18 protein-coding genes are annotated in these 22,571 nt (G+C 64.5%); 7 read left to right on the top strand and 11 right to left on the bottom strand.

Annotation, left to right across the window (positions count from 1 at the left end; all coding sequences use genetic code 11):
• Positions 1–297 precede the first annotated feature (297 nt).
• Positions 298–1,386: an O-antigen ligase family protein gene (locus tag ACPV3N_RS11695; protein ID WP_440117958.1), complete on the top strand. Its 1,089-nt coding sequence runs from the start codon at positions 298–300 to the stop codon at positions 1,384–1,386.
• Positions 1,387–2,769: 1,383 nt separating this feature from the next.
• Here ACPV3N_RS11695 and ACPV3N_RS11690 read toward each other — a convergent pair.
• From ACPV3N_RS11690 to ACPV3N_RS11665, 6 genes are all read right to left on the bottom strand, one after another.
• A complete protein-coding gene (locus tag ACPV3N_RS11690; protein WP_440117956.1) occupies positions 2,770–4,980 on the bottom strand; it encodes a GumC family protein in 2,211 nt (736 codons plus the stop codon).
• 10 nt (positions 4,981–4,990) lie between these two features.
• A complete protein-coding gene (locus ACPV3N_RS11685) occupies positions 4,991–5,698 on the bottom strand; it encodes a polysaccharide biosynthesis/export family protein (protein ID WP_440117954.1) in 708 nt (235 codons plus the stop codon).
• Positions 5,691–7,055: an O-antigen ligase family protein gene (locus ACPV3N_RS11680; protein WP_440117952.1), complete on the bottom strand. Its 1,365-nt coding sequence runs from the start codon at positions 7,053–7,055 to the stop codon at positions 5,691–5,693. Before ACPV3N_RS11680 ends, ACPV3N_RS11685 begins: the two co-directional genes overlap by 8 nt.
• Before the next feature lie 94 nt (positions 7,056–7,149).
• On the bottom strand, positions 7,150–7,413 hold the full coding sequence (locus tag ACPV3N_RS11675) for a hypothetical protein (protein WP_440117950.1): 264 nt from the start codon (positions 7,411–7,413) through the stop codon (positions 7,150–7,152).
• A gap of 212 nt (positions 7,414–7,625) precedes the next feature.
• Positions 7,626–9,032 carry a sugar transferase gene (locus ACPV3N_RS11670; RefSeq protein WP_440117948.1) on the bottom strand — a complete coding sequence of 469 codons (1,407 nt, stop codon included), beginning with the start codon at positions 9,030–9,032 and terminating at the stop codon, positions 7,626–7,628.
• A gap of 154 nt (positions 9,033–9,186) precedes the next feature.
• Positions 9,187–9,387 carry a hypothetical protein gene (locus ACPV3N_RS11665; RefSeq protein ID WP_440117946.1) on the bottom strand — a complete coding sequence of 67 codons (201 nt, stop codon included), beginning with the start codon at positions 9,385–9,387 and terminating at the stop codon, positions 9,187–9,189.
• Between the two features lie 529 nt (positions 9,388–9,916).
• Here ACPV3N_RS11665 and ACPV3N_RS11660 point away from each other — a divergent pair.
• From ACPV3N_RS11660 to ACPV3N_RS11635, 6 genes are all read left to right on the top strand, one after another.
• Positions 9,917–10,372 (top strand): hypothetical protein, encoded by a 456-nt coding sequence (locus ACPV3N_RS11660; protein WP_440117944.1) that lies wholly within the window; start codon positions 9,917–9,919, stop codon positions 10,370–10,372.
• 241 nt (positions 10,373–10,613) lie between these two features.
• Complete coding sequence (locus ACPV3N_RS11655) at positions 10,614–11,261, top strand: response regulator transcription factor (RefSeq protein ID WP_440117942.1); 648 nt, start codon at positions 10,614–10,616, stop codon at positions 11,259–11,261.
• Between the two features lie 1,052 nt (positions 11,262–12,313).
• Positions 12,314–12,820 (top strand): hypothetical protein, encoded by a 507-nt coding sequence (locus ACPV3N_RS11650; protein WP_440117940.1) that lies wholly within the window; start codon positions 12,314–12,316, stop codon positions 12,818–12,820.
• 102 nt (positions 12,821–12,922) lie between these two features.
• Positions 12,923–13,414, top strand: a complete 492-nt coding sequence (locus ACPV3N_RS11645; RefSeq protein WP_440117938.1) for a hypothetical protein — start codon at positions 12,923–12,925, stop codon at positions 13,412–13,414.
• A gap of 126 nt (positions 13,415–13,540) precedes the next feature.
• Complete coding sequence (locus tag ACPV3N_RS11640; RefSeq protein WP_440117936.1) at positions 13,541–15,991, top strand: TcfC E-set like domain-containing protein; 2,451 nt, start codon at positions 13,541–13,543, stop codon at positions 15,989–15,991.
• 26 nt (positions 15,992–16,017) lie between these two features.
• Positions 16,018–16,677 carry a hypothetical protein gene (locus ACPV3N_RS11635; RefSeq protein WP_440117934.1) on the top strand — a complete coding sequence of 220 codons (660 nt, stop codon included), beginning with the start codon at positions 16,018–16,020 and terminating at the stop codon, positions 16,675–16,677.
• Positions 16,678–16,776: 99 nt separating this feature from the next.
• On the opposite strand, the gene ACPV3N_RS11630 is transcribed toward ACPV3N_RS11635, so the two are convergent.
• The 5 genes from ACPV3N_RS11630 to ACPV3N_RS11610 all read right to left on the bottom strand — a co-directional run bounded on the left by ACPV3N_RS11630 (position 16,777) and on the right by ACPV3N_RS11610 (position 22,486).
• Positions 16,777–17,340, bottom strand: coding sequence for a VOC family protein (locus tag ACPV3N_RS11630; protein ID WP_440117932.1), 564 nt, complete (start codon positions 17,338–17,340; stop codon positions 16,777–16,779).
• 155 nt (positions 17,341–17,495) lie between these two features.
• Complete coding sequence (gene hppD, locus ACPV3N_RS11625; protein ID WP_440117930.1) at positions 17,496–18,596, bottom strand: 4-hydroxyphenylpyruvate dioxygenase; 1,101 nt, start codon at positions 18,594–18,596, stop codon at positions 17,496–17,498.
• A gap of 84 nt (positions 18,597–18,680) precedes the next feature.
• Positions 18,681–19,982: a UDP-N-acetyl-D-mannosamine dehydrogenase gene (gene wecC / locus ACPV3N_RS11620; RefSeq protein WP_440117928.1), complete on the bottom strand. Its 1,302-nt coding sequence runs from the start codon at positions 19,980–19,982 to the stop codon at positions 18,681–18,683.
• Positions 19,983–20,048: 66 nt separating this feature from the next.
• Positions 20,049–21,170, bottom strand: a complete 1,122-nt coding sequence (gene wecB / locus ACPV3N_RS11615) for a non-hydrolyzing UDP-N-acetylglucosamine 2-epimerase (RefSeq protein WP_440117926.1) — start codon at positions 21,168–21,170, stop codon at positions 20,049–20,051.
• Between the two features lie 47 nt (positions 21,171–21,217).
• The gene (locus tag ACPV3N_RS11610; RefSeq protein WP_440117924.1) at positions 21,218–22,486 is read right to left on the bottom strand and encodes an acetyl-CoA C-acetyltransferase; all 1,269 of its coding nucleotides are present in this window, start codon (positions 22,484–22,486) and stop codon (positions 21,218–21,220) included.
• Between the last annotated feature and the right edge of the window lie 85 nt (positions 22,487–22,571).

The raw sequence follows: 22,571 nt of genomic DNA, 5'->3' as shown, positions 1-22,571 counted from the left end.
GATGATCGTAATGATCGGGTAATTTCAGCGCGCGTAGAAGATCGCCTTGCACTAAGCAAGCTAGCTTCACGGTGCGTGCTATTCGCATTGATTATACATTTCCTTTGGCCAAGATATTTCTTCTTCGACATCGCTGGGGTGGGAGTTAGTCCATTTACTTTCATAAGTCTATTTCTTCTGGCATCGTGCGTGTATGCTTGGCTCACGAAGTGGACTATGCGCAGGAGCATTCACAATGTAATTAGAGAAAACAAATTTTTAGCTTACACATTTGCAATGTATTGGTTATGGAGGATCTTGAGTGACTTGCTAGGGCTTTCGCCAATAGAGTCTCTGGGCGAAACCTTTCGTGCATTCTTATATTTAGGTTCATGGATGTTGATTGGTGTTGTCATTTTCTTGAATAAAAGAATTCGTGATCATTTCCCACAAATTATCATATTTTCGATTCTCTTTTCAACGGCCGTTGCAATGTTAGAGCTAATCCGGGGGGAATCGATTGTTGCTGCGCTTGGTCTAACGGGATTGATGGCGGGCAATCAAATGATCAACGAGGCCATCACTGCAGTACAGATCCGAGATGGGGCGGTTCGGGTCCAGTCTGTTTTTAATCATCCCATCGTCTTCGGGCAACTGATGATGGCGATGATGCCTTTGCCGTTGCACTTTTTAATGACTGGCGAAAAAAAAGTGAAGGTAATTTGGATTTTTGCGCTTGGCGCGATCATTCTTTGTGGATTTCTATCTAACACACGGTCAGCGTTGGTTGTAGGTATTATTGCTGCGGTGTGCTATTTCGCTCTTTATTTTCTGAATCCTCGAAGGCGTGGCGGCTTCTTAATGATTGTGGGCGCGGCGATCGCCTCTTACTTGCTTGCGCCAGTGGGGGTGGAGCTAGCCTCTCAAATAGCATATGGGAGGAATTCGGGAGAATTCGGGAGTTTCAAAGCGCGGGAAGCGCAAATTGCAACCGGTCTTGAAGCTCTTGAGGATCGTCCAGTGTCCGGCTTCGGTTCAGGCCATTCACTGCGGGTGGCAGGCTTAACCTCGGGAAGGTATCGTATTATCACCATCGACAATTTCTATCTAAGTTCCGCTCTAGAGGGCGGTTACCTCGGTTTAACATTTGTCACGCTTTTGTTTTTCGCAATTGTTCTCTGTGGAGTAAAAAGGTCCTTCAGTAATACGAGGGTTGCGCAGAGGAGCTTGTTAATGGCCTACACGGCGATGGCTTTCAGTTTGATGTGTGGTCTCGTCGTAATTTCAATTCAAGACACACTTTCAGTAATATTCCTGCTGGCAGGGTGCCTGGCCGCCGGTTTGCCCAAGCGACATTACGGTCGAGGGCAGAATCGGAATAATTCACTATTCTCGGTAGCGAGATAGAGCCGCTTGATTGGGCGTTCAATTTAATTTCCACCGTCATCGCAAATGCTCTGTAGGGATGGCCGCTGCTTGTAAGTCGCTTTCTGAATGATCATGAGCAGATTCTGCGTGGGCATACGATGCGATATGCTAAATGCCTATGCGATTTGGTGTTTTTGTTGAAGACCGTCTTATAGATGGGGTTTAGCGCCGGGAAGATGTAGGGGAATCATCGAAAGATCTTTTATCCAACCTCGGGAGGCTTTCGCGCCCGGGCCGCCTGCGGTCACGACGAAATGTTGAACCTTACATTTTTGTGAAACGCTGAAAGTAAGAACTTTCTGCTCTCCGATATACTTAATGGGCCGTTGCGTCAGACTTCCTTGTGGACTATAGCATGAAGCTCTCAGATTTAGATCTATGCTAGGGCTCGAGTCGGACCACTTTAATGTCCAGTCCCCTGGCTCAAGTGATGCGAGGGTTTGTATCAAATTGAGTGTGTTTAGGCCCACTCCCTCGATCTCAAGGGCTGGCGCTCGATTGACCGTGACCTTTCTAATTTTCGCTGAACCTCCTGCATGAAACCAATCGAAAGGTCCTCGGCTTTCTCCGATCTGACTTTTCTCAAAGGTGGGATCCCAAAGCGCCTGCGAAGAACGACGAGACTCGCTTGGTTCCGCTAAGCTCTCCCAGAACAGTCTAGCGAACTGCGGATTCTGCGAAACCATACGCCATGATGCCTCAGACGCACTGCCCTTTTCTATCTGCATCCCTAACTTTCGTGCGGTCCAGATAAGAGAGATTCGGTCAGGGATGGCTGACGACGGAAGTGTGGCGGAGGAATACAGCCATCGATTCTTCCAAGGGGGATTAAGTGCTAGCCGCCCTACCAGAGCTGTTTTTCCGGCTGACTGTTCGCTGCCCTCCTGGCTTGCCTCAAGGGCTTCCACCCAATTTGTCGGCACAGAGGTTTGGGGGGCGACACGGAGAAGAGCGTCCAGATGGAGCGCGGCTTGGGCGAGGTCTCCATTCGCTAGCGCGGTTTCCACTGCCCACGTTTGTGATGCCGTGTCACGCCATCCGTTCGACAGAGCCAGTTGGTAGGCGCGACCAGCATCAGTAGACTGGCGAGCGGTTACGAGTGCCGCGGCTAGCGTTGACGCGGAAGTCCGACCGACGGGATCTATCGTCAGAACGACCTTCGCTGCGCGGACGGCAGCCCTAGTATCGCCGCGAGAAATCGCGCGGACTGCTGCTGCGCGAGCGGATGATGCTCCCAATACGGAACCAGGCCACGACCATCCAGCGCGGTCGATCGCACTTACACTGCTGCCGAATGCAAGGAAGCCAAGGCAAGCAACAAGAGCGAGTTTGTCTGACAGGCACCCCAATGTCGTGGCTCGCCTAGGCACCCTCGACCTTCGCACCGTATGCATAGTAATCGTAGCCGTAGTAACCGTAGTCACTCGACCCAGTTGGCTCGAACTTGGTCATCACCCCGCCGAGCACCCGGGCACCCGCCGCACGCAGTCGGCGGAGCGCGAGTTTGCTCGCGCCGCGGTGGCTCCGGCCGGCCTCGATCACGAAGATCGTCGCGTCGACATCGGCCGCAATCGTAGGCGAGTCGGCGAGGCCAAGAACGGGCGGTCCGTCCATCACGACCGCGTCGTATTGCGACCGCAGCGACACGAGAAGCTCGGCCATCCGATTTGAGCCGAGGAGCTCGGTGGGGCTCGGCGGAATCGGGCCGGCGACGACGTAGCTCAATTGGCCCAGCCCCTCGGAGCGGGTCTTAACGACCTCGGCGAGTTCGCTCTGGTTGGCAAGCACGCTCGACAGGCCGATCGCGCCGTGCTGTTCGCCGACCAGCCGGTGCAGCGACGGCTTGCGCAAGTCGACGTCCATCAGCAGCACGTTGCGCCCGAGGCTGGCGAGACCTTTCGCCAATGCGAAGCTCGTGGTCGACTTGCCTTCGCCCGCCTGCGTGCTGGTCACGAGGATCGCGCGCGGCAGGCCGGTGGCCGACGAATGGAGCACCGATGTGCGCAGGGCATTATACGCTTCCGCCAGGCGCGACTTAGGCTGCTGGAGCAGCTCGAGGACCTCGTCGTCCCCGATATCGGGCACGACCCCCAGCAGCTGGAGGCCGAGCTTGCTCTCTAGGTCGTCCGGGAGCCGGACCGTGTCGTCGAGCTGCTCGCGCAGGAAGACCAGAACCGCCGCGAGGCCCAGCCCGGCCAGGAGCGCGAGCGCGAGGTTGAGCTTGAGGTTGGGCGAGCTCGGGCTCGTCGGCGGCACCGCCTCGTCGACCTTCGAGACGTTGTTGTCGGTGATCCCCGACTGCGCACTCACTTCCTTGTAGCGCTGCAGCAACCCGTCGTAGAGCGTCCTGTTGGTGTCGGCCTCGCGCTGGAGGATCCCGAGGCGGACCCCGCGGTCCTGCTCGGCCAGCGTCTCGCCGGTGAGCGCACTCACTTGTCCAAGCAGCGCCCGTTCCTGCCTGAGCGCGACGTCGTACGCGGTCCGGATCGAGCGCTTGATCCCGCTCGCGATCGCATTCAGTTGCGCGTTGATCTCGTCGACCTGCGCCCTGAGCGCGATCACCGAGGGATGGCCCGACTGGTGGACCGCGAGCTCCTGTTCGAGCTCGGCCTGCTTTTGCGCGCGCGCGGTCAGGAGCTGCTGCACCGCCTGATTCGACTGGACGTCGCTGATCGCCAGCGGCGACTGGTCGGCGACCGCCCGCCAGCGCTGCTCGGCGGCGATCCGCGCGGTCGTCGCAGCGTTGACCGCCTGGTTCTGCTGGACAAGGCTCGCGGTGGTGACCGAGGTCGGCGACGAGGACCCCCGGTTCTCGGCGGTCGGGTCGCTGGTGCGGATGAGCCCCGCCGAGCGCGCGTAGTCGGTGACGGCGCGTTCGGAGTCCTCGAGCCGCTCCCGCGCGAGGCTCAGCTGCTTCGACAGGAAGTCGCGCGCGTAGCTCGAGCTGTTGAACTTGCGCTCGAGGTTGTAGGCGATGTACTCGGCGGCATACGCGTTGGCGATCCGTGCCGCGAGCGCGGGGTCCGGGCTCTCGAAGCTGATCGACACCACCCGCGACTCGCGTGGCAGGTCCACCGCGAGATTGTCCTCCATTAGCCCGAGAAGCGCCTGGTCGCGCGCGACCGCGTTGTCGGCGATCTCGGGATCAAGCCGTCCGCCCATCCGGTCGACGAACTCGTCCGGCTTGCCGCGCATCCCGAGGCTGTCCAGCACTCGCAGCGCCATCGCGCGGCTTTTCAGGACATCGACCTGCGTCTGCAGGAAGCGGTCGGCGTCTTGGTACGCGGCGACCGGCTGGACGTCCTGCGATTCGAGGATCCGCGCGCTTTCCTGGTCGATCTGGATGCTCGCGGTCGCGGTGTACCTGGGCGTCATCAGCATCGTCGCGACCAGTCCGAGCAGCACCGCGGCGGTGACCACGCCGAGGATCAGCCAGCGGTTGCGGCGGATCGCGCCGTAGAGCTCGCGCAAATCGATCGCCGGCTCGCGCTCCTCGACCTCGAGGTCGTCGAATACGTACTCGGCATCGTCGAAGCGGTTGCCTGCAATCCTAGGCTGGAGGGCCTGGTCCATCGTCTCGCCCTCAGAACCGCGTGAACACATTGAAGATCGGCGCGGCGGTCAGGAAATCGCGGAACGCGCCCTTGACCGCCGAGAACCCGACCACCACGACGTCGCCGCCTCGCAGCTCCGGGTCGGGCGCGCGGCCCTGGCGGATCTCGTTCAAATCGAACACCGCCCCCATCCGCTGCCCCTCGACCATCCGGAACACCGCGATCTCGCTGGTCTTCGCGGTGCGCGTCGGGCTCTTCGCGCGGGCGATCGCCTGGAGCAGCGTGGTCGACCCGCCGGGGATCTCGTAGACCCCCGGCTCGACCACGTTGCCCTCGACGGTGATATTTTGCGAGACCGACGAGGCGACCCGCACCGTCACCTGCGCGTTGCGCAGGTACTGGCTGTTCAGGCGGCGGGCGATCTCGTCGGACAGCTCGCTCGCGGTGCGTCCCGCGGCCTGCACGCTGCCGATCAGCGGGAACGCGAGGTTGCCCCCGGCGTCGACCTCGATCTTCTCGAAGGTGAGCTCGGGTTCCTGGAACACGTTGATCGCGAGCACGTCGAGCGGGCCGATCCGGTAGGCGCGCGGCTCGAGCCCGGTCGACGCGGGGAACGCCGCGTAGGCCTCGCCCGCGCGCGGGAGGTCGGTCGCCATCTGCTCGGCGCAGCCGGCAAGAAAGCCCAGAAATGCCACCGCGAGCGCGCCGCGGCGCGCCCCGTTTCCAAGTTCAATCATCGACCCTCGACCCTGCTGGCTGTGCCGGCCGCCGCGAGAGGCTGCCGACGGCGTAACCCGCGAGCACCGCGATCGTCATCGCGCGCAGCGGGTAGTCCACCAGTGAATGCAATCCGACCACGAGAAGCACGGATGCCGCAAATACGACCACCGGTTCTTCCGGGCGTCCGCGGCTTGACTTGAGCATGCGCGCGATTCGCCAGGCGAGAACAGTAATCGCGGCCGCTAGCAGCAATACCGCCGCGAGACCAGCCTCGATCACGAACTCGAGGTAATCGTTGTGCGCGCGGTTGGGCTCGCTCTCGTTGACCACCTCGAGCCGCTCGACGCTCTCGAACGCCGGGATGAAGGTGCCCATCCCGCCGCCCGCGGGCCACATCACCTTCGCCGCCTCAAGCGCGTCGGGCCAGATCTCCTCGAACCGTCCGTCGGTCTCGGCTTCGAACCGCTCGAGCGTACCCGCGATCACCGCGTTGTCGCGCGCGATCGCCGCGAGGCCCCCGGCGAGCGCGAGCGCGGCCCCCGCGGCGAGCAGGACCTGGCGGCGGCCGATCTGTGCGTGGCGGAGCGCCGGGGCGAGCCACAGGTAGCCCGCCACCGCGAACGGGACCGCGAGCAGCGCGACCCCCGAGCGCGAGCCGCTCAGGAACAGCGCGGCGCCGAGGACCGCGAGCACGACCCCGGCCATCGCGAGCCGGCCGGCGCTCGGAAGCCGCGGGTGCGGGATGCTCGCGAGCGCGACCACCGCGACCATCGCGAGCACGAGCAGGTCGCCCTGCGCGTTGCGGCTCGCCATGATCCCGGGGGGCGGGGTGGGGATGTGCGGCTGGTAGAAAATGAGCGCGGTGCCGGTTCCCACCTGCAGCGTCGCGAGCACCGCCGAGGCGAGCCCGACCCCGGCGACGATCCACAGCAGGCCGGTGCGCTCGCGGGTGCCGAGCTGGCTCGCGAACCACATCATCGCCAGCGGCGGGATCAGCGACAGCAGCGAGGCGACGGTGCGCGCGGGCGCGATCGAGATCGGGCGCCATTCGTCTGCTCGCCCGATAAGGCTTATTGCCGCGACGACGTTCTCGCGGCCCGGAAGGCTGGCCCAGATCGCCGGCGGCACGGGCGTGAGCTGGAGCACGGGAATCAGCGCCAGCAGCGCCGCGCCCGCCCACAGCACGCGGTCGAGGGCGCGCGGTACCGGGTCGCGCCGCAGCCACCACGTGGCGAGTGCGGCGAGCGCGGCGAGCTGGACCGCGAGCTCGGCGAACGGGGCCGGCGAGCCGCCACCCCCGAGCAGGAGGGCGAGCACGAGGTAGGCCCCGGCGATGCGCGCGTGGCTGGAGCGGGAGGGCAGGGCGGAGCGCATCGATGCGCGCGCCCGCGGGGGCGGCGCGGCGGTCACCGGGGACATCGGGAACTACGCGGGCGACGCGCCCGCGACCGGGCGCGGACGGGCGGCGTTAGCCGCGGCTGTCGTTCTTGATGACCGCCGCCGCGACGCCCACCGCGATCGCGCCGAAGATCAGGAGCAGGAGGGGCGTGCCCGACAGCTGCTCGGCGTCCTTCGCCGGCTTGCTCGCGCGCTTGGCCATCGTCTCGGTCACCGCCTTCGACACCGTCGGCACGGACGACCCGGGGCGGGTCGCCTCGGCGCTGGCGACGGTCGCGGTGAGCATGAGCGCAGCGGCAGCGGCGGTGGACAGCGAGCGGTACAGACGAATCATGATATAATCCCTTGGTATCATCTTCCGTTAAGGGGCGAGGCGAGGAGATGCAACCATCAAAACGCATAAATGCGGAGGAATACTGGCGCTTTACTTGCGAGATCGGCGTGATGGCGGCTCGATTATGACCAGGTACGTCGCCTGCGCGCTGGCCGGACCTCGATGCGGGGTATGCGCGCGGCTGGTCGAGGCGGCGGTCCTGTCGCATCGTGTCAGTAGGCGTTGGGATGGACGAGCACGCGCAGCGTCCGGGCGATGATCACGAGGTCGGTCCAGATCGACCAGTTGCTGACGTACTCGAGGTCCGCCTGGAGCCGGCGAGTGAGGTCGTCGGTCCGCTCGGTCGCCCCGCGGTACCCGCGCACCTGCGCGAGCCCGGTGATCCCGGGCTTGACCGAGCCGCGCTGCCAGTATCGCCGGTCGATGTCCCAGAACAGCCGGTCCTCGGCGGTCGAGCCGAGCGCGTGGGGGCGCGGCCCGACAAGGCTCATCTCGCCGCGCACGACGTTGACCAGCTGCGGAAGCTCGTCGAGGCTCGTGCGACGCAGCACGCGGCCGACCCGGGTGACCCGGTCGTCGTCGCGACCGGTCGAGCGGCTGCCCTCGGCATCGAGGTTCGCGGTCCGCATGCTGCGGAACTTGAGCACGTCGAAGCGCCTGTTCGAGCGCCCGATCCGCGGCTGGCGGAAGAAGACCGGGCCGCGGCTGTCGAGCTTGATCGCCAGCGCGACGAGCCCGAACAGCGGGGCGAGCAGGGCCAGCGCGGCGAGCGCGATGCCGAGATCGAGCGCGCGCTTGAGGATGCGTTCGCGCAGCGTGAGCGGGCCCGGCGCGATGAGCACGCACGACTGCCCCCCCGCGCGGCGCAGCGCGAGCGCGCCGAGGTAGTCGAGCTCGGGGGTGAGCACCTCGACCGGGACACCCGCGCCCCTGAGCGCGGCGCCCCACAGCGTGCGCCGCGCGGGCTCGCACGCGAGCACGACACGGTCGCAGCGGGCGAGGAAGCGGCCGAGCCGGTCGTGCGCGTCGGGGTCGTTGATCGAGGGGCTGATCCCCGAGCGGTCGGCGACGATGACGATCTGCCCGCGCCGCGGGCGGACAAGGACGCCGTCGAGGATCAGCACTTCGCGGACGAACTGCCAGCCGAGCCGCTGTCCCACCGCGCGGCCGAACGCGTACCGCGCGAGCGCGAGCGCGGCGCCCGCGAGCGCGAGGCCGAGCGCGAGAACCGCGCGGGACATCTCGCCGGTCGTCTTGAGCGCGAAGAACAGCGCGAGCAGCGCCGCGGTGGTTACCAGGAGCGCCCGCACCGCGCGCGTCGCGCTCGTGAGCGGGCTGTGCAGCGCCTCGATCGAGTAGGCCTTGCCGGCAAACGCGAGCGGGACGAACAGCGTGGCCGAGATCCACGCGCCCACCAGTCCGGGAGGGGCGAGCGGGTCGCCGAAGCGCACCGCGTTCGCGGCGACGAACGCCATCGCGAGGCACCCGACGTCGATTGCCGCCAGTGCCGCGTAGAGCTTGAGCCGCTGCCGTTCCTTGGCCGCGCGCAGGTCGGGCAGCCCGACCGGCCAGTTGCGCGCAGACGGCCCGGCGGCGACTGCCGGGTCAGCCGCGGCCACGCAATCGTCGGCCTGGTGGGCAACCGGCAGCTGCAGTGTCCCGCTCCTCTATTCTCTTGCCAGCCTGGCGCACGTCCGCCCCGGTTGCCGCCCGTTCAACACGCCCTTGGCGCGACCGCCCCCGAGGCAGCGGGGGCGCGATCCGGCCGATTGCCTAGGCGGCGGACGCGACCGGCAGCACGCCGTCGATCGCGCCGACGAACGCCTGGTTGTGGTCGAGAACGTAGCCCGACACGTCGGCGCCGGGCGCGCCGACCGCCGCGATCAGCGACCGCGCCTCCGCGAACGCGTGCGCTTCGCTGGCGCAGCGCACGATCGTGTCGGCCACGACCTGCGCGCCCGCCAGCACGAGCACGTGAAAGTCCCTTCCATTGCAAGCGCTCGACCCCTTGAGCATACGTCAGACCCCGTTAGCTGGAACGACGGACGAAAACTCCACCGAAGTGTCGTCAGCCCACATCCCAACAATTGTTGATATCTCGCGCTGCGGTGCGACCCTTGTCGCGCGATTCGCGCAACCGTTACGAAAAGAGCGGGGTCAATACAAGCATTGATGGGTCCCGCGACCGGTGTCGCATTCTTCCAATTGTGCGCGCTCTTGGCCCGCCCAAGTCAAATTGTGCTGACGACTGCACGATTGGTTGGCATGACGTCGACTAAAAATCCGGACGGTCATACCACGGTGTCGAGATGTCCCATCCTGGGAACGCTCTGCGATCAGCGCTCGCGGGCCATTCAACCCGCGCGGATTGAGGCGTATAAAGAGGGCATCGAACACCGTCACGGTTGGACGCACGAGATGGACGGCGGGTCGCAAGCGACAGGCAACATTCAGCCGTGGGCCCGTTGACGGCCACCACGGCAGACATCGTTTGGATACCGACGTGAAAGAGAACATCGAGCCACTTGATCCGGCGACCTGGTTCGGCGAGGTCGCGCGGGTCGACCGCGCGCGCCGCGCGCAAGGCCGCTCGATCGCCGCGCTGCTCCGGCGGGTATTCTATCTCGTGTGCCTGGCGCCAGCCGAGCTTCGCGGAGTGATCCGCACCGGGCTGACCGAGGATGCACTCGAGCGCTGGCTCGAACTCGGAGCCACCGCCTCGGCGGCCCTGGCGCTGATCGATCCCCCATCGCGCGTCTCGCTCGTGCGCGATGCCGCCCGCGATCGCGTGACGGTGGAGGTCGAGCTTCTCGGATCGGGTGCGCCTGGCACCGCCAGCGACAACGATATCGCGGCGGCGCTGCTCGGCGCCTGGTGTCGCGCGATCCTTGCGATCGGCGAGCGAGCGCAGGGATGCGGTACGCCCGGCACGACCCATGCGGTGACCCTGGACAGTTGATCCGCCTGCAGCCCTGGCAACCTACTGGCGCGATACTGCGCCTATGCACACCGTTACTTGTCGTGAATGCTTATCTGCGTGGTATGACGGATATTCATGTGGTATTCGGTCGCCGTCATCGCGTGCCCAAACCAGTTTCAACTGAAACTGAGAGCAGGGGAACCAGCGCTAGAGATAGGTATTAATACTCTATGCTCAAAGGTCTAGGTGAATGGCGCAACTTCGTGTAGGGAGGTCACCGGTGTCAACGGATGATAATATTGACGAGATGACCTCCAGTAAACTGCATGTTGTTGAGCCGGACCCGCGGCGAAGGGCGAAGGCTGCATTTGATTTTTCCCAAAAATTCCCATCTCAGGTATACGAGAGCATCAAGGAATTCATCGAGTTTGATCCACCTGCAGGTGTCGTCATCGTCAACGATGACTGCGAAAGTGATCCGTTGCCCGAGCTTCATGCGCATTTCGCGAGAAACGGGAAAGTGCTTCCGATCGCGCTTTACTCGGAAGATCCCCGAACTCCGCGCGTCGTGGAGGCGGTACTGTCCGGCGCCGTCGATTATCTGGACTGGCCCCTGGACAGCGAGGCTATTGAGGCCGCGCTAGACCGCATCGTCGGTCGTTTCGCATCGCATGATCAGGCCCGCGCGCGGCGTCTGGCTGCCCGGAGCAAGGTGGCCGGACTGTCGAAACGGGAGCGGGGCATCCTGCAGTTGATGATCGACGGAAACTCGAACAAGCAGATTGCCCAGATTCTCGATCTCAGCCCCCGCACGGTCGAAGTGCACCGGGCAAACGTTCTCAAGAAACTCGATGCCAGTTCCACCGCTGATGCGGTGCGCATCGGTCTTTATGCCGGGCTCGAAGACGAGAATCGGTTCGACGAATGATAGCCGGCGGGTGGAACCGTCTAATCGGCTATGAAAGATCACCGGGGACAGAGGTGATCGAGGCTGCCCAGGTCCGGCGGGTGCCGGGCTGATCGACCGCATGCGGGATCGCGCCGCGCCCGATTGCCGGAACTACCGCGAGCGGCGCATTAGCTGCCGAACAAGGCATTGCCACCGATGATGTAGGCCCCGACCAGAATGGCCGCAATCACCCATGCCTCCCAGGTCAATCTGTTGTCCCGAAAAGTATCGTCGCGTCGGTCGAGCCTGAATCGTCTAGGATCAAGATTCACGCCTCGTTCTTTCCCCCGGGCAACCCCGACGTCAAGTCAAATGATCCGTTAGCGCGCTTGGGAGGCGATGTAAGGCGGTCCGTTCCGCCGCGGCGGTTTGAGGATCGGAGGGGGGGACGGGAGGCGTTCGGTAAATCCGTAACCAAAGGCTCGGAACAACCGGAGCGCCCCCGGTCATCCTTCTAACTACGGCGTGTTCACGCTCCACCAAGGAACTCGGTGGACACTAAGTTAAGGGAAATGGTTAACCGCTTAACCATCGGCGACGATATGCCGAAAAACTTGGAGTGGATGGCCCGCGCGAGTTGGCCGCGATCCTCTTGTGAGCTGTCGGCGGCGAGCGTCTTCAGATGATCACCGCTCCTGAAACCCTCGTCGCACACGGTGTATTTGCTCTCGCTCGGGCTCCGGACAACGCTGCAGCCTGGAGAGTCACCCGCACGACGGCGGCGCGAATGCCGCGCAAGGAACCTACGGTAGCGGGCTAGTCGCGGCCGATCGCGTGCAAGGACCCGTAGACCACCCGCGCATGCGTCTCGGATCGCGCGCGGCGAGATCGGCTCGATGGGCGCGTGGTCCAGGCAGGCGGGTTGCCAAGCCGACCGCGTCACGCGCGCCCGGCGCCACGGCAAACCGATTGTTAACTTCCACTATGTAGAAACCCTGATGACAGGAATTCTACCACCGGAGTGCTGAAGAATGATTTGTATTTCTAATCTGCGACGCGCTCTGACCGTCGCTCTTGCGCTGTCTGCGGGCATGGCAGGAACGCTCGCCGTACCCGCGGCCGCGGCAACCGACGGGACGCTTGGAGCGACCTCGACCGGCACCATCGCGATCACCGCCTCGGTCCCCAACCGGGCCAAGATCAGCGGTCTTTCCGATGTCGCTTTCACCAATCACGATCCCGCGAGTGCCGCCAGTAGCGCGCAGAACATATGCGTGTGGAGCAACACCGCGACCCGGTCGTACACGGTCACCGCGACCGGAAGCGGGGCGGGCTCGGCGTTTGCCCTCAGCAACGCCGGGTCGAATGTGCCGTTTCTGGTGCAATGGGCCGGCGCCTCGGGCGCGACATCGGGCGTCGATCTCAACGCGGGTTCAGCGTCGCCGTCATTTACCTCGTCCGCAGTCGATCCGAACTGCGCCAGCGGTGGAAGTGCCAGCGCGAGCCTGATCGTGGGCATCGACGTCGCGAGCCTGAGCGCGATGAGTGCCGGAGCAAATTACACCGGCACGCTCCAGTTGTTGATCTCGCCGCTCTGAGGCGTGGTCTTGGAAATCAAGGCCCGTGCGCGGACCATGCGCACGGGCCTTATTATATCATAAGTTATCAGAAAATTAACTCTCCTTCGATAGATTCTCGCAATGACCAGATCACGTCGTTGGCTGTGGAATCTGATCCTGGCGGTGGGCTGGGCAGCAGCGCTTGCTACTCCCGCGGGGGCGCAGGAGAAGTCCAACATCACCGGTCTGTCAGATGCCCACTTCGGATTGATCGCCGGTACCACCGACGCCCGGATCAGCCAGAGCGTCTGCGCCTTTACCTCGAGCCGTATCGACCGCTACTCGGTGCGAGCGCAAGGGAGCGGTCCCTCCAGCGACTTTGTGCTCGGATCAGGGCCGTTCGCCCTGCGGTACGAGGTGCTGTGGTCCGATACGGCCAACGACGCCGGGGGAACCTCGCTTGTCCCCAACACGGTGTCCGGCGGATTCGTTTCCCAGGCCAAGCAGCACAGCTGTCGGAGCGGTGAGCCGAGTACCGCGACTCTCTCGATCGTGCTGCGCAGCCATGCCCTCGAGCGCGCCTACGCCGGAACGTATTCAGGCAGCCTCCAGATCACGCTTGCGCCGGAATAGGGTCACCCGCTCGTGACACCCAGACAGTCTCCGCTGCGAAGAACCGGGTTGCTCGCGACGTTGAGCGTTGCAGTCCTTGCGACGTGTCAAGCGGGCGCCGCCTGGGCGGGGGACTTTCACGTACCGGTGTCCGAACCCGCAGGGTTCTCGAGACTTGATGGCGAAAGCCTGTTCGTCGTGGATGTCTTCTTCGGGGGCGTCAGGGTTGGCGAGGCAAGGATCATGGCCTCGCCCGAAACGATCCGGTTCGAGGAGCCCGACCAGGTCAGGTCTCTCCTGCCCCCGGCTGTCGATCCCGGGCGGTTGCTCGCAGCACTGGCGAGACCCTCCCTCGACGCGAATGCCGACCTCGCCTGCGTGGGGACCGCCGACCCGGCACGATGCGGTCGACTGGAGCCGCTCGACGTCGGGGTCATCCTCAACCGCGAGAAGTTCCGGCTCGACATCTTTCTCAATCCGGAACTCCTGCGCACCGAGCCCCGTCTGGCGGAGGAGTACCTGCCCGAGGCCCAGCACGGCTGGTCACTCGTGAACTCGATAGGCGGGATTGTCGCGGGACAGTTCGAAACAGGCGGTTTGTATGTGAACGTGCAGGACCAGTTCGTGCTCGCCCGTGGTTCGCAGCGGCTGCGTGCCGACCTCGCGATCGATAGCGAGCGGGGGTTCCGGGCAGAACAGTTGCTTCTCGAGTGGGATCGCCCCGAACGACGGTATTCCGCAGGTGCCTTGTGGACGCGGGGCGACGATCTCTACGGCCGGACGAAACTGCTCGGGCTGGGGCTGGAATCCCAAATCGACACCCGGCGAGACCGGGACGAGCTCGAGGGGACCCCGGTGGTCGTCTTTCTCGACCGTCGCTCGAGGGTAGATATCGAGTATCGGGGACGTGTCGTCAGCTCCCGTATCTACGAAGCGGGTAACCGGCAGCTCGACACGTCATCGCTGCCCGATGGGTCATACGAAATCACTTTGCGGATCGTCCCCAATGGAGGGGCACCCCGCGAGGAAGCGCGGTTCTACTCGAAAAGCCCCCGCCTGCCCTCGCTCGGGCGAACGGACTTCTACGCCTTCGGGGGCGTCATCATCGATGACCACGTCGCCGGTAGCGGCGATCTCACGTCTGCCCCGCTCGCTGAAGGCGGTGTGATCCATCGTGTCAGTGACAACTGGGCACTCGAAGCGAGGACCCGCCTGACCGAAGACGACCAATCGGCGCAGGTTGGGGTCACCTACCTGTCGCCGATGGTGAAGGTGCGCGCGGCCGGGATAGTTGGGTCCGACGGAACGCGGGGGACCCTCTTGAACCTGAGTTCGACCGGGACAGGGCGGTTGCACTTTAGCATCGACGTGCGCGACGTTCATTCGGGGAGCGAGGAGCCCCCTCCGGGCGCACTCTCGCCCGGGCAGTCCGGGCCTCTCTCGACAGCGCTCCCGAGTCTCTCGGCGGCAGACTCCCGGTACACCCAGATCGGCGGACTTGCCGCCTTCAGCGCTGCGAACGTCCGGTTCCTCAGCACCATGTTCTATCGTGACGCGCGCGGCGAGGACGCGCAGTTCGGCATTGGTCCTGCGCTCGAATGGGACGCGTACCGGTCCGGACCGCTCGTCCTCACCCTGCGCGGCGACCTCACCGTGACCGAGACGGGACGGACAGGCTTTGCTGGGATGTCGCTGCGCTTCGTGGGCAGGAAGGCATCGGCGACGGCGCTTGCAGGCGTGCGCTCGTCGACCACCGCGGGCGACTCGCGCGGGAGCGGATTCTCCGGGGCGTTGTCGGCCGGGTGGAATGCACGGGCGATCGGCGGGGACATGTCGGTCGGCCTGGGGTACGAGCATGATCCCGAGGAATCGAACGTGTTTGCCTCGGCGCAGGTCGAGAATTCCGCGGGGTCGCTGAGCGCCGACCTCGCGCGGACGTCTGCCGGGGGCAATTTCGGCGCAGCAACGCAATACGCGCTGGGATTTCGCTCCACCATCGTCGCGTCGCAAGGACAAGCGCCGCGGATCGTCGGCAAGACCACGACCGAGAGCATGATCGTTGCCAAGGTCGCCGGCGCGGGGCGCGACGACCGTTTCCAGGTTCTGGTTGACGAACAGGTAGCGGCCACAATCGAGGGCGATCGCAGCGCATTCATCAGCCTCCCGTCGTATCGCGCCTACCAGGTGAGGGTGCGTCCGGCAGGCAAGCGCCTGCTGTCTTACGACAGTTCATCTCACGAAGTGAGCCTGCTTCCGGGTTCGGTGGTGCAGCTCGCGTGGGACACCGCTCCCGTCGTCATCAAGGTAGGTCAGCTTGTCGACAGTAAGGGAGTTCCGGTCGCAAATGCCTCGATCGCAGGTCCCAGGATATGGAGCCAGACCGACGACTTGGGTTTCTTCCAGGTCGAAGCGCCGGAGGGAACGGTGATGGAAGTGACGACCGCGGACGGGCGGCGCTTCCCGCTCACTTTGCCGAGCGCCTCCGCGTCTCTCGCGGGACTCGTCCACCTCGACCGCGTGCGGTGTTGTGACGGCGTGGAGGGTCGGGAAATGGCTCGCAACGAGACGAGCGAAGCATCGAGGGGGATTGGAAAATGAGGTTGGCACGGCTTTTACGCCCGGTCTTGATACTGTCCGCGCTGCTGAGCAGCACCACCGGCCACGCGGAACTGGTGCTGAGCCAGGTGATCGTCGACATGGCGGCGGACAAGCCTCCGACAGAGGATATCGAAGTCTGGAACGACAGCGCTGAGCGGATGTATGTTCAGGCCGAGCCGGCAGAGATTCTCCACGCTGGTACTGCGGAGGAGCAGCGGATTGCTGCTGGCGATCCCGGCGCCGCGGGTCTCCTGGTATCGCCGCGACGGCTGATCCTGGCGCCGGGCGAGCGTCGTACTGTCCGGGTCGCGTCAGTGGGTACCAGGTCGACGAGCGACAGGGTCTACCGGGTTGCCATTCGACCGGTGACCGGTCCGGTGTCGGTTGAGACGACTGCGATCAAGGTGCTGGTGGGTTACGACGTTCTCGTGATCGTCCGTCCCGAGACCCGCACGGGAGAGGTGATTGGAGAGCGCCGGGGACATACACTTGTTCTGCGTAACGAGAGCAACACGAGCCAGGAAATTTTCGCCGGACGGCAATGCAATGCGGATGGGACGGACTGTCGCGCGCTGCCAGCAAAGCGGCTCTACCCCGGGAACTCGTGGGAGCAGACGCTCCCGTTTCCCACTTCTGTCAGGTACTCGGTATCGTCAGGCGCCGCGATGACCACGCGGGACTTCTGATCCAGCGAGGCAAGTCATATCGAGCGTGGTGGGTCGCCCGCCAATTTAGAGCCACCAAATCATGAGGCCGGGGCCTTTGCGCGACTACGCGTTTCGCAATTACCCGTTCGCGTGTTCGCTGCGCGCGATCTCGTGCAGCCAGTCTGCGTGGCGCGGCGCCTTCTTCGTCTGCGACCATTCGTCGAGCATCATCGGGGCGACCCGTTTCAGCTCGGCGTATTGTTCGTCGGTGCCGATGTCGGCGGCAAGCTCGACCCGGTGGCCGTTGGGATCGAAGAAGTAGATCGACTTGAAGATGCCGTGGTGCGTCGGCCCGAGCACGTCGATGCCCTGCGCCTCGACGTGCGCCTTGGCGGCGAGCAGCTCCTCCTCGCTGCTAACCTTGAACGCGAGGTGCTGGACCCAGGCGGGGGTGTTCTCGTCGCGCCCCATGTCCTTCTGGTTGGGCAGTTCGAAGAAGGCGAGGACGTTGCCATTACCCGCGTCGAGAAACACGTGCATGTAGGGATCGTACTCGCCGGTCGAAGGCACGTGATCCTCGGCGAAGGCGGTCGTGTAGTCCATGCCGAGGACGCGGCCGTACCACTCGACGGTCTCCTTGGCGTCCTTGCAGCGGTAGGCGGCGTGGTGAATGCCGCCGAGCCTGATCGGTTTCTCGCTCATGTCGTCACGTCCTTCCAGCCTGACCGGGTCTTGAGTTCGGTCTCGCCCATTACCGTCTTGTCGCCGCTCCAGAGTCCGCCGGGCTGGAATAGCTTCCGCTTGAGCTTTCCGCGCACCTAGCAGCCTGTTCCTCCGTCAAGAGCGGCATCGCAAATCTACTCAGCGGGTTCCTCGACCTTGAGCGCGCCGCGCTGGATCTGGTCGCGCTCCATGCTCTCGAACAGCGCCTTGAAATTGCCTTCGCCGAAGCCCTCGTCGCCCTTGCGCTGGATGAACTCGAAGAACACCGGGCCGACCTGCGCCTGCGCGAAGATCTGCAGGAGCAGGCGGGGCTGGCCGCCCTCGGTGGTCCCGTCGAGCAGGATGCCGCGCGCCTTCAATGCCTCGGCGTCCTCGCCGTGGCCGGGCAGCCGCTCGTCGAGCATCTCGTAGTAGGTGGCCGGCGGCGCCGTCATGAACGGCACTCCGAATTTCTTGAGCCGGTCCCACGCGGCGACGAGGTCGTCGCAGATGAGCGCGATGTGCTGGATGCCCTCGCCGTTGAACTCGCGCAGGAATTCCTCGATCTGGCCGCCGCCGCTCTTGCCTTCCTCGTTCAGGGGAATGCGGATCTTGCCGTCGGGCGCGGTGAGCGCCTTGCTGGTCAGGCCGGTGTACTCGCCCTTGATGTCGAAATACCGGATCTCGCGAAAGTTGAAGAGCGTCTCGTAGTAGTCCGCCCAGTACTTCATCCGCCCGCCGTAGACGTTGTGGGTCAGGTGATCGATGCGGTCGAAGCCGGCGCCCTCCGGGTGCTTGTCGACGCCCGGCAGGTATTCGAAATCGATGTCGTAGATGGACAGCCCCTCGCCATCCTCGTCCTCGTAGCGATCGACGAGGTAGAGGATCGCCCCACCGATGCCGCGGATCGCCGGGATGTGCAGTTCCATCGGTCCGGTCTGAACCGCTACCGGCTCGGCGCCCTTCTCGAGCAGATGATCATACGCCTTTCGCGCGTCGCGTACGCGAAAGGCCATGCCGCAGGCCGAGGGGCCGTGCTCGCGGGCGAAGTACCACGCGGCGCTCCTCGGCTCGTAGTTGGCGATAAGGTTGATGCCCCCCTGGCGCCAGAGATGCACGTCCTTCGACCGGTGCTCCGCCACCCGGGTGAAACCCATCGCCTCGAATACAGGCTCGAGCATACCTTTCTCTGGCGCGCAGAACTCGACGAACTCGAACCCGTCGAGACCGGCGGGGTTTTCGAACAGGTCGGGCATGGGCATTCTCCGGTGACTAGTTTCTAGTGAAACTATCTACCGAAGGGACGGAGCCATGTCAACGAAAGGCGGGGTTCCGGGGGATCAACCTGCAACCCGCAATCTGGGAACCGCCGTGGCCATGGACGGCTCCGGCCAGATGCCACGTGTGTCGTAGATCACCGCGCCCGAACGTTCCTCGTGCGGGACGGCGCGGAAGGCGTCGTGGTCGACGAGCACGATCAGCACGCCGCAGGTCTCGAGCGCGGTGTCGATATCGACGAGGGTGGCATCGGTCCCGTCGAACTCGGCCGGGAGTTCGCTCGCATACGGTTCAACGATCCGGATGCGCTCACCGAATCTGCGTGCGAGACTGGCGGCGATGAAGCGTGCGGGGCTTTCGCGGAAATCGTCGATGTTGGCCTTGAAGGCGAAGCCGAGGCAGGCGACGCGCAGTCCCGGGTTCGCCTCGATCAGCGATGTCGCGCGGGCAAGGACGTGGCGCATCTTGGCGTCGTTCACTTCACGCGCGGTGCGGATAACCTGCGATTCATCCGGCGCTCCGTGGACGATGAACCAGGGATCGACCGCGATGCAGTGTCCCCCGACCCCGGGACCCGGCTGGAGAATGTTCACCCGCGGGTGGCGGTTGGCAAGTCGGATGACCTCCCACACGTCGAGGCCCATGCGGTCGGCGATCATCGACAGCTCGTTGGCAAACGCGATGTTGACGTCTCGATACGCATTCTCGACGAGCTTGGTCATCTCGGCGCTGCGCGCGTCGGTGGTGACGCAGGCGCCCCGCACGAACAGCTTGTAGAACGCCAGCGCCTTGCGCGCGCAGCGGGGGGTGATCCCGCCAATCGAGCGATCGTTGTTGGTGAGCTCCTCGAGAATGCGCCCGGGAAGAACCCGTTCGGGGCAATAGGCGATCGCGACATCCGGCGTGCCGCTCGCGAGGCCGGGCATCGCAAGGTCCGGGCGCAGGTCTGCCAGGCGGTCGCGCAGCGCCTCGGTGGTCCCCACGGGCGAGGTCGATTCGAGGATGACGCAGTCGCCTTTCTTGAGGACGGCTGCGAGCGATGTCGCCGCGGCGATCACGTAGCTGGTGTCCGGCGTGTGGTTGCCGTCCTTCTCGAACGGCGTGGGCACCGCGATCACGAAGACGTCGGCGGGCGCGATCTCGGTCGAGGCGCGCAGACACCCGCGCTGGACGACGCCCCGCACGAGTCCGTCGAGATCGACTTCCTCGATGTGGATCTCCCCGCGGTTGATCGTGTCGACGACCGCCTGGCTCACGTCGATCCCGGTCACCCGGCACCCGCTGCGCGCGATCACCGCGGCGGTGGGCAGGCCAATGTAGCCCAGCCCGATGACGCATACTTCCGGATTGGCTTCGCCGCGCATGGTGATCCCGCAATTTCCTTTGCCGCGGGTCTACGCGGGAGGGGTAAATTTAGCGGTAACGCTGCTTCACCGGGCCGCCAGCAGTTCGACGATCCGCGTGGTCGCCTTCCCGTCACCGAACGGATTGTGCGCCCGGGCCATCGCCTCGTAGGCGTCGGCATCGTCGAGCAGGCGCGTCGTTTCCGCGACGATACGGTCCGCGTCCGTACCGACCAGTTTCGCGGTGCCGGCCTCGATCCCCTCGGGCCGTTCGGTCGTTTCGCGCATGACGAGCACAGGCTTGCCGAGCGCGGGCGCTTCCTCTTGCACCCCGCCGCTGTCGCTCAGCATCAGCGTCGAAATGTCGAGCAACCGGGCGAAGTGAGGGTAATCGAGCGGCTCGATCAGCGCGACGTTGGACAGCCCTGAGAGCGCCGCGTTCATCACGGCCCGGACGTTGGGATTGAGATGTACCGGAAAGATCACCGCGACGTCGCCGCGCACCGCGAGACGGCGTACCGCGTCAGCTATCGCTTCCATCCCGTCGCCGAAGTTCTCGCGCCGGTGGGTGGTCATTCCGATGATCCGCTTGCCGGCGAACCGCCGCTCGAGTTCTGCAAGGCCCGATGCCAGCCCGGGATCGGAGGCGATCTTCGCGGTCACCCAGTGGAGCGCGTCGATCACGGTGTTGCCGGTGACGTGGATCGTCGCCGGGTCGACGTTCTCGCGCTGCAGCGCGGCGGCAGCGGTCGCCGTAGGGGCGAAGTGAAGCGCCGCGAACGCGCCGACGATCTTGCGGTTCACCTCTTCCGGCCAGGGATGGTGGATGTTCCCGCTTCGCAGTCCGGCCTCCACGTGGGCAACGGGAATCTTGCGATAATACGCGGCCAGCGCCCCCGCCATCGCCGTCGCGGTATCGCCCTGCACGACGACCCAGTCGGGTTTTTCCTCGTCAAGCACCCTGCCGATCCCGGTAAGCAGGTTCGCGGTAAGTGCGTCCAGTGTCTGGTCCGGCTGCATCAGGTCTAGGTCGTGGTCGGGAACGACCCCCGCGATTTCTAGCACCTGGTCGAGCATGCCGCGATGCTGGCCCGACACGCAGACGCGTCCATCGAAGCGCGGATCGCCTTCGAGTGCATGCACCAGCGGGAACAGCTTGATCGCTTCGGGCCGGGTGCCGAAGACGGTAAGGACCTTGCGCTTGTTCATCGGCAGGGCCCCTAGCACCACGCGCCTACGATCGCGTTAACCCTCCGTCAATCCACGAAGTCGTCCACCCGCTCGACGATGATCGCCGGGGCCATGCCGCCCGCCGCGCACATCGTCACAAGCCCGTATCGCCCGCCGGTGCGCTCGAGTTCGTCAACGATCGTTCCAATGAGGATCGACCCCGTCGCGCCGATCGGGTGACCCAAGGCCATCGCACCGCCGTTCACGTTGACCTTGTCCTCGGGCAGGTCGAGATCGCGGATGAACTTCGCGGCCACCACCGAGAACGCCTCGTTGATCTCCCACAGGTCGATGTCGTCCTTGGAAAGGCCGGCCTTCTGCAGCACCTTTTTGGCTGCCGGTACCGGTGCGTTCAGCATCAGCGTCGGATCGTCCCCCTGGTTCGCGGTAGCCACGATCCGCGCGCGCGGCCTCATCCCGTGGGCTTTCGCATAGTCCTTGCTGGCGACGAGGATCGCCGCCGCGCCGTCGACCACGCCCGAGCTGTTGCCCGCATGGTGAAAATGCCTGATCTCGAGGTCGGGGTACTTCTGGTTGATCAGCTTGCGGAAGGTCGTGCCCTTCTCGTCGAGCGGCGCGTCGGCGACCTTCTCGAAGCTGGGCTTGAGCTCGGCAAGACCCTCGGCCGTCGTCTCGGGACGCGGAAATTCCTCGCGATCGAGCACCAGCGTGCCGCTGTCGTCGTAGACGGGTACGACCGACTTCTCGAAGCGCCCTTCCTTGATCGCGCGTTCGGCGTTGCGCTGGCTGCGCAGGGCGAGCGCGTCGAGTTCCTCGCGGGTGAAGCCTTCCATGCTCGCGATCGCATCGCCGCATACGCCCTGGTGGCTCTGGGGGTGGACCTGCCGCAAACGCTCGTTGCCCGCGCCCATGCCGAGCGGTCGAATGCCGGCCTGCATTTCCTCCTGCATGCTGGACGAGGTGTAGCTCATCATCTCGGTCCCGCCGGCGACGACGAGGTCGGCCATCCCGCTCATCACCTGTGCCGCTGCGAGGTTGACCGAGGTGATGCCGCCCCCGCAGAACCGGTCGAGCGTCATGCCGCTGCTGGTCACGTCGTAACCTGCATCAAGCGCGGCCATGCGCCCGAGGTCGCCGCCCTGCTTGCCCTTCTGGCTGCTGGTCGACCAGATCACGTCGTCGACGTCCTTCGTGTCGAGGTCATTGCGCTCGGCAATCGCCTTGAGGACCGTGGCGGCGAGGTGCTGGGGGTGCATGTGCGCGAGCGCTCCCTTGCCGACCTTGCCGACCCCCCTGGGAGTGCGCACCGCGTCGATGATGTAGGCTTCGGCCATCAGTCGTGTCCTCTCACGTTCCGGAATCAGGTTGACGCAAGCGTAAACCTTGCCGACAACTCGCACAAGACGAGTTGCAAAGAGA

It is taken from the genome of Tsuneonella sediminis (genome assembly GCF_051912845.1).
Taxonomy (GTDB): Bacteria; Pseudomonadota; Alphaproteobacteria; order Sphingomonadales; family Sphingomonadaceae; genus Tsuneonella; species Tsuneonella sediminis.
The sequence above is the reverse complement of the archived record's forward strand: the minus strand, read 5'-3'. Positions and strand labels throughout refer to the sequence as shown.

Bases quoted from the DNA above. Each gene is read 5' to 3' on its own strand.
- ACPV3N_RS11645 (WP_440117938.1), top strand. From the start codon at position 12,923: ATGACCAGATCACGTCGTTGGCTGTGGAATCTGATCCTGGCGGTGGGC.
- wecB (WP_440117926.1), bottom strand. From the start codon at position 21,170: ATGAACAAGCGCAAGGTCCTTACCGTCTTCGGCACCCGGCCCGAAGCG.
- ACPV3N_RS11630 (WP_440117932.1), bottom strand. From the start codon at position 17,340: ATGAGCGAGAAACCGATCAGGCTCGGCGGCATTCACCACGCCGCCTAC.
- wecC (WP_440117928.1), bottom strand. From the start codon at position 19,982: ATGCGCGGCGAAGCCAATCCGGAAGTATGCGTCATCGGGCTGGGCTAC.
- ACPV3N_RS11675 (WP_440117950.1), bottom strand. From the start codon at position 7,413: ATGATTCGTCTGTACCGCTCGCTGTCCACCGCCGCTGCCGCTGCGCTC.
- ACPV3N_RS11690 (WP_440117956.1), bottom strand. From the start codon at position 4,980: ATGGACCAGGCCCTCCAGCCTAGGATTGCAGGCAACCGCTTCGACGAT.
- ACPV3N_RS11650 (WP_440117940.1), top strand. From the start codon at position 12,314: ATGGCAGGAACGCTCGCCGTACCCGCGGCCGCGGCAACCGACGGGACG.
- ACPV3N_RS11610 (WP_440117924.1), bottom strand. From the start codon at position 22,486: ATGGCCGAAGCCTACATCATCGACGCGGTGCGCACTCCCAGGGGGGTC.
- ACPV3N_RS11685 (WP_440117954.1), bottom strand. From the start codon at position 5,698: ATGATTGAACTTGGAAACGGGGCGCGCCGCGGCGCGCTCGCGGTGGCA.
- hppD (WP_440117930.1), bottom strand. From the start codon at position 18,596: ATGCCCGACCTGTTCGAAAACCCCGCCGGTCTCGACGGGTTCGAGTTC.
- ACPV3N_RS11680 (WP_440117952.1), bottom strand. From the start codon at position 7,055: ATGCGCTCCGCCCTGCCCTCCCGCTCCAGCCACGCGCGCATCGCCGGG.